12 protein-coding genes are annotated in these 12144 nt (G+C 67.9%); all 12 read right to left on the minus strand.

Going from position 1 to position 12144, the window contains the following annotated elements; translation table 11 throughout:
• On the minus strand, positions 1 to 119 hold a 119-nt coding region (locus tag RB608_RS24915; RefSeq protein WP_308090882.1), incomplete at its 3' end, for an SDR family NAD(P)-dependent oxidoreductase.
• Between the two features lie 119 nt (positions 120 to 238).
• On the minus strand, positions 239 to 1429 hold the full coding sequence (locus RB608_RS24920) for a M20 family metallopeptidase (RefSeq protein ID WP_308090785.1): 1191 nt from the start codon (positions 1427 to 1429) through the stop codon (positions 239 to 241).
• 26 nt (positions 1430 to 1455) lie between these two features.
• Positions 1456 to 2313: an alpha/beta hydrolase gene (locus RB608_RS24925; protein WP_308090786.1), complete on the minus strand. Its 858-nt coding sequence runs from the start codon at positions 2311 to 2313 to the stop codon at positions 1456 to 1458.
• Positions 2314 to 2367: 54 nt separating this feature from the next.
• Positions 2368 to 3114 carry a dipeptide/oligopeptide/nickel ABC transporter ATP-binding protein gene (locus tag RB608_RS24930; protein WP_308090787.1) on the minus strand — a complete coding sequence of 249 codons (747 nt, stop codon included), beginning with the start codon at positions 3112 to 3114 and terminating at the stop codon, positions 2368 to 2370.
• A complete protein-coding gene (locus RB608_RS24935; RefSeq protein ID WP_308090788.1) occupies positions 3111 to 3935 on the minus strand; it encodes an ABC transporter ATP-binding protein in 825 nt (274 codons plus the stop codon). The genes RB608_RS24930 and RB608_RS24935 overlap by 4 nt, the downstream gene beginning before the upstream one ends.
• Positions 3932 to 4783 carry an ABC transporter permease gene (locus RB608_RS24940; protein WP_308090789.1) on the minus strand — a complete coding sequence of 284 codons (852 nt, stop codon included), beginning with the start codon at positions 4781 to 4783 and terminating at the stop codon, positions 3932 to 3934. Before RB608_RS24940 ends, RB608_RS24935 begins: the two co-directional genes overlap by 4 nt.
• Positions 4780 to 5745, minus strand: coding sequence for an ABC transporter permease (locus tag RB608_RS24945; protein WP_308090790.1), 966 nt, complete (start codon positions 5743 to 5745; stop codon positions 4780 to 4782). Before RB608_RS24945 ends, RB608_RS24940 begins: the two co-directional genes overlap by 4 nt.
• A 20-nt stretch (positions 5746 to 5765) precedes the next feature.
• Positions 5766 to 7379, minus strand: a complete 1614-nt coding sequence (locus tag RB608_RS24950) for an ABC transporter substrate-binding protein (RefSeq protein ID WP_308090791.1) — start codon at positions 7377 to 7379, stop codon at positions 5766 to 5768.
• 42 nt (positions 7380 to 7421) lie between these two features.
• A complete protein-coding gene (locus tag RB608_RS24955) occupies positions 7422 to 9212 on the minus strand; it encodes an ABC transporter substrate-binding protein (RefSeq protein WP_308090792.1) in 1791 nt (596 codons plus the stop codon).
• Positions 9103 to 9918 carry an enoyl-CoA hydratase-related protein gene (locus tag RB608_RS24960; protein WP_308090793.1) on the minus strand — a complete coding sequence of 272 codons (816 nt, stop codon included), beginning with the start codon at positions 9916 to 9918 and terminating at the stop codon, positions 9103 to 9105. Before RB608_RS24960 ends, RB608_RS24955 begins: the two co-directional genes overlap by 110 nt.
• On the minus strand, positions 9912 to 10778 hold the full coding sequence (locus RB608_RS24965; protein WP_308090794.1) for an enoyl-CoA hydratase: 867 nt from the start codon (positions 10776 to 10778) through the stop codon (positions 9912 to 9914). The genes RB608_RS24960 and RB608_RS24965 overlap by 7 nt, the downstream gene beginning before the upstream one ends.
• A gap of 163 nt (positions 10779 to 10941) precedes the next feature.
• Positions 10942 to 12114, minus strand: coding sequence for an acyl-CoA dehydrogenase family protein (locus RB608_RS24970; protein WP_308090795.1), 1173 nt, complete (start codon positions 12112 to 12114; stop codon positions 10942 to 10944).
• Between the last annotated feature and the right edge of the window lie 30 nt (positions 12115 to 12144).

A 12144-nucleotide genomic window follows, 5' to 3' on the forward strand; every position in this document is an offset into this window, starting at 1 on the left:
TCGTCGAGGTCGACGATCGCGACCGACGCGCCCTCCTCGGCGTAGCGGGTGGCGGTGCCGAACCCGATCCCGCGCGCGGCTCCGGTGATGACGGCGACTCGCCCGTCGAAACGACCCATGGGAATACACCTCCGTTGTCGATGGACCCGCGTGCCGGCGCGGCGCGCCTCGCGGTCGTGTTCAGATGCGGTCAGGCACCGGCGCAGTGCGCCGCCCCGGCATCACGATGACGCGGGTCTCACGGTGACACCTCTTCATCAGCCTCTTCTCGGGCGAACTCCTGACGGACCGCCGTTCGCAGCTCCTGCTGGCAGAGCAGATCGATCGCCGTCATCGCCATCGCCTTCGCCCCGTCGAGCAGCGCCTGCTCAGCGGAGGCAGAGGCCGCGCAGTCCGCGAATCCTGCCGAGTGTGGTGGTGTGCTCGCCGAGCCGATATCGATCGTCGGGTGGATCGACGGCACGACCTGGCTCACGTTGCCCATGTCGGTGCTGCCTCGCACGCCGAGCGGTACCTCAGCGAGCTCCACGAAGCTCCGCCCCAGCGCCTCGGCGTTCTGCCGGTACGCCCGTGCCAGCGGTCCGTTGCTCCGCAGCTCGTGGTAGCGATGCTTCCACCAGGTCAGCGAGACCGTTGCACCCGCCGACAGCGCTCCCGCGGACAGACATGCCTCGACTCGCGAGGCCAATCCCGTCAATCTCGTGACATCCCGGGCGCGGAGAAGATAGACCGCCTCAGCCCGCTCGGGGATGACGTTCGGTGCCGTTCCACCGTGGGTGATGATGCCGTGCACCTTCTCGTCGGCGGTGAGGTGCTGGCGCAACTGCGCGATCGACTGGTAGGCGCTGACACAGGCGTCGAGTGCGTTCACCCCTGCCTCGGGTGCCGAGGCGGCATGGGAGGCCACGCCCGAGAAGCGCGCGCTCACTCCCGTGACCGCCAGCGACGGCATCTCCTCCAGGTTCGCACCAGCCGGATGCACCATCATCGCTGCCTCCACCCCGTCAAAGGCACCTTGCGCGACCATCAGGGCCTTGCCGGCTCCCTCCTCCTCCGCGGGCGCCCCGAGGTAGCGCACCCGCCCGGGGAGCCCAACCGTCCGGCTCAGGCCGACAGCAGCGCCGAGGCCCATCGCGGCAATGAGGTTGTGCCCACAGGCATGTCCCAGGCCCGGGAGCGCGTCGTACTCGGAGAGGATCGCGACTGTCGGACCCTGATCGCCGATCTCACAGCGAAAGCTCGTGTCGAGCCCGTATGCCGCGCGCTGCGGCGAGAGACCGCACCGTTCGAGGACGCCGCACAACAGATCGACGGCACCATGCTCGGCGAAGGAGAGCTCGGGGTTCGCGTGTATCCGTCGCGAGACCTCCACCAACTCCGCGGCACTCTCCTCGATGGCCGCTATCGCCTGCGCCTTCAGATCGCGCACGGTCTGCCCTCTCGTCCTGGATCGCTCTATCGGTTCGGCTCGGCGAAGAAGAACTCGCGCAGGGTCGAGAGCCATTCGTCCTGCTGATCGCCCCATCCGTGTCCCGCGTTCTGCACGACATGCAGCCGGGCCAGGTCAGGGCGGATGGCGGCGTGCATCTCCTGGGCCAGCGACACCGGAAGGATCGGGTCCAGCGCGCCGTGCAGGACGAGGGTTGGGCAGGTCAGCTGCTGGAGGTGTCCGGTGAGGTCGAAGGTGTGCCATTCGCCGCCCTTGCCGAAGAAGTGGTCACGCAGATAGGGCCGCTCGACCGAGCGGCCGAGGGCCTCAACGTCGAGCTCCTCGACCGTGTAGTACGGCAGGCACCGGCTGAGGAACTCCTCCTGGTCCGCCCCCTCGTCCTGCTCAAGCCAAGCCCGGGCCACCTCACCGACCTCGGGCCCGCCGAGGCGGGCGAACATCTCGGCGGACAGCGTGTTGTCCGACCGGGCCGCGGTGCTGACCAGGGCCAGCTTGGCGACCCGGTCGGGGAACTGCGTGGCGAACGACTGCGCGACGAACCCCCCGAACGAGGCCCCGAGAACGTAGGGCCTCTCGATCTCCAGCGCATCGAGAAGTCCGGCCAGGTCGGCCCCCCATTGAGCCAGGGTCCAGTCCTCGGCCTGTCCAATGTCGCTTCGACCATGCCCGCGGTGGTCGTAATAGATGACCTGCGCGTCCTCGGCGAAAGTCGACATGTGCGGCTTGAAGACCGCGTGGTCCGAGCTGGGGCCACCGTGGACCAGGACCAGCGTCTCCCGCTCGCGCATCGCCGGGCCGTCCGGGACCAGTCCCGCGCCCTCGACGTCGAAGTAGAGGTGGACACCATTGACCGGCACTCGCATCTCAACGTTCCTCTCAGCAGTAATGGCGGCGCCATCGCGGCACCGCTCGGCAGTTCACAGGGTCTCGATGAGTCGCCGGGTGTAGGCATGTTCCGGATGGTCGAGCACCTCGCCCGGGGCACCCTGCTCGACGATCTCTCCGGCCAGCATGACGGCGATCCGGTCGGAGGCGACCCGCACCGCGGCCAGGTCGTGGGAGATGAACAGCGCTCCGAAGCCGTGCGTGTCCTGCAACTTCCTGATCAGCCGCAGCACCTTCTGCTGGACCGCTACGTCGAGCGCGCTGACCGCCTCGTCGAACACCACGAACTCGGGTTCGGTGATGAGTGCCCGGGCGATCGCCGCCCGCTGCCGCTGCCCCCCGGACAGCTCGTGCGGATACCGCTCCGCGTGCACGGGCAGAAGACCCACCTGAACGAGAAGGGCCGCACAGCGCTCCTTCCTCGCCATACGGTCGAGCCCGCGGTCCACGACACCCAGCGGCTCGATGATCGAGTCACCGAGACGCCGACGCGGATTGAAGGACCACTGTGGGCTCTGCAGCACTGCCTGCACCTTGCCGGCATGCTCCCGCCGGGATCGGCGGTAGGGCGTCCCGCAGACGGTGGCTGTCCCGGAATCGGGCCGCAGCAGGCCGAGGGCGATCCGGCCCGCCGTCGTCTTGCCGGAGCCGGACGACCCGATCAGTCCCAGCGTCTCGCCCGGTGCGATGCGTAGCGTCACGTCGCGCAATACCTCCCTGCGGCCCTTGCCCCGGCCGAGATGGATGCCCACGGCACGCATGTCGAGCACATCACTCATCGCTGCTCTCCCGCCCCCGCTCCGGCTCGGAGCGCATTCACCAACTCGCGTGCATAGGGATGCTCCGGCTCGACCAGCACCCTGTCCACCGGTCCCTGCTCGACCACCCGCCCGTCGTTCATCACCACAGCCCGAGTGCACCACCGTCGTACCGCCGGGATGTCGTGGCTGACCCAGATCAACGTGATGTCATGCTCGGCGGCGAGCCGGACGATCAGACTGAGCACCTCGGAACGCACCTCGACATCGAGCGCCGCCGTCGGCTCGTCGGCGATCAGCAGCTGTGGCCGCCGGGCAACCGCCATCGCGATGGCGATCCGCTGGGCCATGCCTCCCGAGACCTGGTGCGGGTAAAGACGGCGCACCTCGCCCGGTCGTTCGATACGCACGGCCGACAGCGCCTCGTCGATCTCATCCGGCGTCATGGGCCTGCCCTGTGCCTTCATCGCCACTGCGAACTGGCGACCGATCCGCGTCGTCGGATCCAGCGAGGCAGCCGGGTCCTGGGCGATGAACGCGATCTTCTCCCGTCGCAGGGTCCGCAGCTCGTCAGCTCGTGCCGTCCTGCCGTCGCCGGCGCGGACCGTGGTGCCGCAGCTGCTGACCACCCCGGAGGAGAGTCGACAGTTGCCCGGAAGCAGCCCACCGAGCGCCAGGGCGAGGGTGGTCTTCCCCGAACCCGACTCTCCGACGATGCCGAGACGCTCTCCGCGGGAGATACGCAGATCGACCCCCGCCAGGGCGACCGCGACCCCACCGCGGGCGTCGTACTCCGCGACGAGGCCATCGACGGCGACAATGGGCTCAGACTGCTCACTCATGTCAGGCTCCTCACTTCCCTGGGCTCGAGGCGGTCACGCAGCGTGTCTCCAACGATCGTGATCGACAGGATCGAGGCGACCAGCGCCGCCACCGGGGCGAACAGCATCCACGGTGCAGCCGTCATGTACACCACCCCCTCCTGCACGAGCAGGCCCAGTGAGGACTCGGGGAGCTGGGCCCCGTAGCCGAGGAAGCTCAAGCCGCCCTCGACCAGGATGCCGACGGCCAGCGCGTAGGTCACCTGCACGGCAAGGGTGCCTGCGACTCCGCTCAGCACGTGCCTGACGAGGATGACCGGGAGCCGCACCCCGGAGATCCGCGCCGAGGTCACGAAGTCGCGGTACGCCACATTGGCCGCCTGCACAGCGATCATCCGGACCATCAACGGCGCGGTCACAAGCACGATCGCCGCGATCGCCGCCGGACGCCCCGGTCCAGCGACCGCCGCCACCAGGATTGCCAGCACGATCGCAGGGAAGGCATAGAAGACGTCGACCACCCGCAGAATGATCTCGCGGGTCCAGCCGCCGGCGTATCCGGCGACGACGCCGACGGCCGTGCTCACCACGGCCGTGATCAGCACCGCGACCGCGGAGATCACCAGGGTCACGCCGATTCCCTCCAGGAGCCGGGGGAGTAGCGATCGACCGATGGAGTCGGTACCGAGTGGGTACTCCGCACTTGGTGGGGAGAGTCGCATTCCCTTGATCTCCGTCGGGTTCCCCGCGAACGGGACGACAGCGGCCACGAGCGCCAGCAGGCACAGCACACCGAGCACGGCGACCGCACCAAGCATCAGCGGGTCCTTGAGAAGCCGCCGCACGAACAGCTTGGTCGACGTCATCATCGGCGCCCCTTCGACGAGACGCGGGGATCGACGAAGGTCGCCGCGATCTCGAGCGCTGCGTTGATGACGACGAAGAGAGTCGCCGCCAGCAGCACGCTCGCCTGGACCACCGCGTAGTCCTGCCGGCCGAGTCCGGTGATCATGTAGGAGCCGATGCCCGGGATGTTGAAGACCGTCTCCACGATCACCGCGCCTCCCAGGAGGTAGGCCGTGATCGTGCCGAGCAGGGTGAGGATCGGCACCGCCGAGTTCCGCAAGACGTGGTGCCGCACGATGTGCCACGGTCTTTCGCCGCGCGCCACCGCCGCGGTGATGTGCGGCTCGACCAACACTCCCATCACGACGTCTCGCGTCGTGCGCGCGGTGACGGCCACGCAGCTGAAGGCAAGCACTCCAGCCGGCAGGACCAACGCCCGGACCAGCCCGACCGGATCCTCCGTCAGCCTGGAGAGGCTACCGACTCCGAAGCCGCTCATCCGGACCGAGACGACGTACAGCACGGCCGGACCGAGCACGAACTCCGGGATGCTGATGCCGAGCCCCGCAACCAACCGGCCGGCCGCACCACCCGAGCGGCGGGTGCTGCGCAGGCCGGTGAGAATGCCGAGCGGCACCCCCACCAGAACCGCCGCGGCAAGGGCCATCAGCGCGAGGGTCCCCGTCACCGGCATCCGCAGCTGGAGCTCGTCGAGCACGGGAACCTGGCTGATCAGCGAGATCCCGAAGTCACCCGTGAGCGCGCCGCGGGCCCACTCCCAGTACTGCACCCACAGCGGCTGGTCCAGTCCCCACCGCTCAGCCGCCGCCTGCCGCTGCTCCTCCGAGGCGAGCGGACCGAGCACCACCGACTCATAGCCACCAGGCAGGAGCCGGAGCGCGAAGAAGATGACGAGGGACGCCCCGAGCAGCGTCACGCCCATCACGAGCAGCCGCGTGAGGATCCATCGGAGTACGCCGCTCATATCTCTTCCCACCTCATGCTCTAGTCCACGACCTTCGGTAGGCGCCCGCTCGACAGGTGTCGCAGGATGCTCTCGTATCCCTCGTCCACCGCGAGGTCCAAGGTGACCTGCTCCTCGTTGATGCCGTAGACGATCGGCTGGTGGACCAGGGTCACCCAGTCGGAGTACTCATCGACCGTGCGGCACAGGTCCGCCAGGATCTCCGTGCGGGACGGCCCCATCGGCTCGCTGGCCGCCCTCGAGATCAGCTCATCGAGGTCATCGTGCTTCTCCGAGAAGTGGGAGCTCACGTCTGAGTCGGAACGCCAGAAGCGAGCGACCATCGCGGGGTCCGAGTAGCCGGCGAGCGTGCCCAGTGTGAGGTCGTACTCCGCGGGGGTCGGCTGGCCGCGCTGGAGGTAAGTGGCCAGGTCGACCTGCTCGATCTTGACCTTGACCCCGACCGCGTCCAGCTGCTGCTGGACCACCTGCGCCACCTGGTTCAGAGCCGGGTTGACGTTGTAGATGAGCAGGCCGAGTGTCTCGCCCGCATATCCGCTGGACTTCACCAGATCGACGATCTCCTGGTGGCTCAGCTGGGCCGAGGGCAGGTCCGCGGGGTCGCAGGCACCGGGCAGGTTCGACGGCGCGATGCCGGTGGCCTTGGCCTCCCCCGCGAAGACCGCGTCGGAGAGGGCTTGGCGGTCCACCGCCGCGTTGATGGCGAACCGCAGATCCTGGTCCGCCAGGGGCGACCCCGGCCGCAGGCTGTTCATGGCGAAGTAGAAGAAGCCGGTCTGCTGTTGGATGTACATCGATGCGCCCGAATCAGCCATCAGGTCGAGAGCGTCGACCCCCTTGAAGGTCGTCATCGCCACACTTCCCTCGCGCAGTGCGGCCTGCCTGGTCGCATCGTTGCTGGCGAAGTCCAGCCTGAGCTCGGTGATGTGGACCTCGTCGACATCCCGGTAGTGCGGGTTGCGAGCGAACACCCACTCCTTGTCCTGGCGGTGGCTCTTCACCACGAACGGCCCGGTCCCGAGCATCTCGGTGGCCAGATCGATCTCGCCGGCCTCGACCTCCTTCATCGGCAAGATACTGGCCGGATTGTTGGCCAGCGCCGCCAGCAACGGCGTGTACGGCTCGCTGAGCTCGACCTCAACCCGCTGGTCGTCCAATGCGGTCACCGAAGCGATGCTGGCCACGTGCGCGACCCACTGGCTGCCGCCCTCGCGGAGCCGGTTCAGGCTGCCCACGACGTCGTCGACCGTGAGGGCACGCCCGTTCGAGAAGGTCGCCCGGGTGTCGATGGTGAAGATGTAGGTGGTGTCGTCGGGCTGCTCCCACGAGCTCGCCAGCCGCGGAACGACGTTGAAGTTCTCGTCGACATCGACCAGAGGCTCGTAGACCAGGCCGAAGATCGACCAGGACTGCCCCAGAGCAGCCATCTGCGGGTCGTAGCCGCCCGCCTCGGCCTGATCGAACGCCAGTTGGATGCTGACCGGGCCCTCCGCGGTGGCCGACTCGTCGGCGACCGCGAGGAAGCCCGGCGCGACCTCCTCCTGCTTGGGCGCACCGCCGCCTCCACCACCGGCACAGGCCGACAGCGCCAAGGCCAGCACCGTGGCCGCGACCGTCAGGGTCTCTCTCTTCATGATCACTCCTTCGTGACAACGTCCGGGCACCCGAAGGTGGGGTCAGTCGGCTGCCTTGGTCAGCCGGGCGGTCGGCAGGTGCCGAAAGACGTTGTTGTATCCCTCGTCGGTCGCAAGGTCGATCGTGAGCAGGTCCTCGTTGACGCCGATCACGACGGGACGGTGCACGAGCGTCACCCAGTCGGAGTACTCGTCCACCGTGCGACACAGGTCGGTGAGGATCCCTGCCCGCGTCTCATCCGCCGGCTGGCCGGCTGCCTGGACGATCAGTGCATCGAGATCCGCGTGTGCCTGCGAGAACGATGCCGTCAGTCCGGCGGCCGAGTTCCAGAGCTGCGAGACCATCACCGCGTCGGAGTATCCGGCCAAGGCGCCGAGTGACATGTCGAGGTCCGCAGGACTCTGCTGCCCCCGGGCCAGGAAGGTCGCGAGATCCAGTTGCTCGATCTTGACTTTGACCCCGACCGCGTCCAGCTGCTGCTGGACCACCTGGGCCATCTGTGCGAGGACCGGGTCGGAGTTGTAGATCACCAACTCGAGTGTCTCGCCCGCATATCCGCTGGACTTCACCAGATCGACGATCTCCTGGTGGCTCAGCTGGGCCGAGGGCAGGTCCGCGGGGTCACAGGCACCGGGCAGGTTCGACGGCGTGATGCCGGTGGCCTTGGCCTCCCCCGCGAAGACCGCGTCGGAGAGGGCTTGGCGGTCCACCGCCGCGTTGATGGCGAACCGCAGATCCTGGTCCGCCAAAGGCGACCCCGGCCGCAGGCTGTTCATCGACAGCGTGAAGAAGTCGGTCTGCTGCTGGCTGTAGACGGAGGCACCGCTGTTGGCGAGCAGCCGGACGGCGTCGACACCGGAGAAGGTGGTCATCGCGATGCTTCCCTCGCGCAGCGCGGCCTGCCTGGTCGCCTCGTTGGTCGCGATCTCCACCTGGAGCTCGGTGATGTGGACATCCTTCACGTTGCGGTACTCCGCGTTGCGGCTGAAGGTCCACTCCTTGTCCTGGCGGTGGCTCTTCACCACGAACGGCCCGGTCCCGAGCATCTCGGTGGCCAGATCGATCTCGCCGGCCTCGACCTCCTTCATCGGCAAGATACTGGCCGGATTGTTGGCCAGCGCCGCCAGCAACGGCGTGTACGGCTCGCTGAGCTCGACCTCAACCCGCTGGTCGTCCAATGCGGTCACCGAAGCGATGCTGGAGACCTGCGCTCCCCAGGCGGTGCCGCCCTCGCGGAGCCGGTTCAGGCTACCCACGACGTCGTCGACCGTGAGGGCACGCCCGTTCGAGAAGGTCGCCCGGGTGTCGATGGTGAAGATGTAGGTGGTGTCGTCGGGCTGCTCCCACGAGCTCGCCAGCCGCGGAACGACGTTGAAGTTCTCGTCGACATCGACCAGAGGCTCGTAGACCAGGCCATACAGGGCCCACGACTGGCCGTTGACGGCGGCCTGCGGGTCGTAGCCGCCGACCTCCGAGGCATCGAATCCCATCTGAATGGTGACCGGCCCCTCCGCGGTGGCCGACTGGTCAGCGACGGCTAGAAAGCCTGGGGCGGTTTCGTGAGGCGCCGAGGGATCACTCTCTCCCCCACAACCTGCCACTGCCAGGACGAGTGCGCCCGTCACGGCCATGGCGACGACGTTCCGCTTCATCTCTTCACTCCTCGTGATGGTTCTTTCCGGGCCGAGACTGGTGTTGACGACTTGCTGCCTGGCGAGTGGGTCAGGTCCCGGGATCCGCCGTGAACTGCGGGTCGCGCTTCTCGACGAACGCGCGGAGGCCCTCCTCGAAGAGGGGGCCGCGCATGCACTCCAGCTGCGTCGCCTCCTCAAGCGCGAGGACCTTCTCGAGATCGGTCATGCCGATGCTCTTGGCCAACGTCTCCTTCGTCTTGCGCAGCGCGAGCGGCGCGACCCGCAGCATCTCCGCAGCGAGGTCCCTGCCCGCCTGCTCCAGCTCCTCGTCGGGGACGACCGTCGAGACCAGGCCGAGCTCGTGAGCCCGGTCGGCGTGGATGAAGCGGCCCGTGTACATCAGCTCCGACGCGGCCGAGAGCCCGATGTAGCGGGGAAGGAAGTACGACACCCCCAGCTCGCATCCGGAGACGCCCAGGTTGACGAAGGCGTCGTTCATCCGCGCGCTCTCCCCGGCGATCCGCACATCGGCCGCCAGCGCGAACGCGAAGCCGCCACCACACGCGGCTCCGTGGACGAGCGCCACGACCGGTTGGGGGCATCGGCGGATAGCCAGGATGATCCGGGCCAGCACCGACGGCTCGGAGTCGTCCTGGGCGTCGATGTCCCACTGACCCATCGATGCCAGGGTCTCCTTGATGTCCAGCCCGCCACAGAAGGCCCGACCGCTGCCCCGGAGGATGACCACCCTCGCCGCCTCGTCGTCGGCCAGAGCGGTAAAGACCGCCAGCAGGTCGTCGGCCATCGCCGGGGTGATGGCGTTCAGCCGGTCCGGCCGGTTCAAGGTGATCCAGACCGTCGCGTCCTCCCTCTCGACCAGAACGGCGCTGGCGTCGGTCACCATGCGGTTCCGGCCTGACGTGAGTTGGCCGGCAGGGCGAAGCCGGGGTCGATCGGCTGCCCGTGGACCTGCTGGTTGTGGCTGTGACACAGCTGATGCAGGGCGAATGACGTCTGCATGGCCGGCACCCGGCCCTGGGCGTCCTGGGCCGCATTGACGGCCTCCTTGGTCACCTTGAGCGCGAACGCGGGCTTCTGCGCGATCCGCTCGGCGAGCTCCAGGGTCCGGGTCTCGAGCTCGTCGCCCGGAACGACCTGGTTGACCATTCCCAGCCGATAGGCGTCGGCTGCGGTCACGGCATCGGAGGTGAAGAGCATCTCCTTCGCCCTGCGCACGCCCAGCTCCCAGGGGTGGTGGAAGAACTCCGCGCCGCAGATGCCCATGGCGACCGTGTTGTCGATGAACTGGGCGTCGTCGGCCGCGACGATCAGGTCGCAGGGCCACACCAGCATCAGGCCGCCGGAGATCGCCTTGCCCTGCACGGCAGCGATGGTCGGCTTCGGTATGTTCCGCCAGCGTTCGGAGAATCCGAGATAGATCTCCTTCTCCCGAGCCATCTGCGCCTCGGCCCCGTCGCAGTCGAAGCCACACCAGGTCCCGACGGTACGGTGCTCCTGGATCGCGGCCAGAGGATCGAGCTCGAACAGGTCGTGCCCGGAGGAGAAGTGCGGTCCGTCCGCGGCCAGGACGATCACCGACACGTCGTTGTCACGCGCGGCCACGTCGAAAGCGTCGTTGAGCGCATAGAGCAGACGGGTGTCCTGGGCGTTGCGGACGTCCGGTCGCGCGAGCGTGATCCGGGCGACTCGTGGTCGCGGGATGTCATAGCGGACGAGCGCGTCCGCCGTTGAAGGGCCTGTCACTGGGGGCTCCTGTAGTCGTCTCGACATCGGCAGTCGAGGGCACGGAATGGGTCGGGTGGAACGATGTCGTCGGCTCGCGGGATGGGTCGATCGGCGGGCCTCGGTGCTGGGGTCTGGTTCGAGGACGTGCGGTTGATCCGCGAGCAGGGCTGGGGCGGCGCTGTTACAGCGTCCGGGCGATGAGCTCCTTCATCACCTCGTTGCTGCCACCCGCGATCCTCGACACCCGAGCGTCCTCATACATTCGCGCGATCGGATACTCGCGCATGTAGCCGTAGCCACCGTGGAGCTGCAGGCACCTGTCGATCACCTGCCCCTGGATGTCGGTGAGCCAGTACTTGGCCATGGCGGCTGTCGAGGTGTCGAGGTCCCCCTGCAGGTGGCGAGTGATGCAGGAGTCGACGAAGACTCGCCCGACATGCGCCAGCGTGGCGCACTCGGCGAGCTCGAACCGAGTGTTCTGCTTGTCGAAGAGCGGCTTGCCGAAGACCTGGCGTTGCCGGGTGTAGGCGATGGTCTGCTCCACCGCCATCTCGGCCATGGTGACGGCCGACAGCGCCACGACCAGCCGCTCCTGGGGAAGGTGCTCCATCAGCTGGACGAAACCCTGACCCTCCACGCCGCCGAGCAGGTTCGCCTCCGGCACCCAGGCGTCGTCGAAGAACAGCTCGGAGGTGTCCGCCGAGTGGGCACCGATCTTCTCCAGGATCCGGCCGCGGCGAAAGCCCGAGCACTTCTCCACCTCGACTCCGATCAGGGAGATGCCGCGGGCTCCTGCGGTCGGATCCGTCTTGACCACGACGATGACCAGATCGGCTTGTGCTCCGTTGGAGATGAAGGTCTTGGAGCCGGAGATCCGATAGCCCTCGGCGTCCTTCACGGCACGCGTCGCGATGCTCTGCAGGTCGGATCCCGCACCCGGCTCACTCATCGCGATGGCTGCGACGAGGTCACCGCTCGCCATGGCCGGGAGCCAGCGTTGCTTCTGCTCCTCGGTGCCGAAGGCCAGGATGTAGTGCGCCACGATTCCGCTGTGCACGCTGTTGCCCCAGCCCGACTGACCGCTGCGGGCCTGCTCCTGGAAGACGACGAGATCGTGCGCGTAGGTGCCGCCACCACCTCCGTACGTCTCGGGGATCGAGCAGCAGAGCAGGCCCTGCTTGCCGGCCCGGTGCCACAGGTCCCGGTCGACGTGCTGCTGCGCCTCCCATTCCGCGAGGTGCGGCACCATCTCCTCGGCACAGAATCGCGCGGCGGTCTCCCCGAGCGCGCGCATCTCGTCGTCGATCCAGGGCGAGGTGTAGTCAGCGGCTGCGAAGCCTCGTTCGCTCGTCATGGCCGCTCCTTTCGGTAGAGCTCGGACGCC

It is taken from the genome of Nocardioides sp. LHD-245 (assembly GCF_030929495.1).
Lineage (GTDB): Bacteria > Actinomycetota > Actinomycetes > Propionibacteriales > Nocardioidaceae > Nocardioides.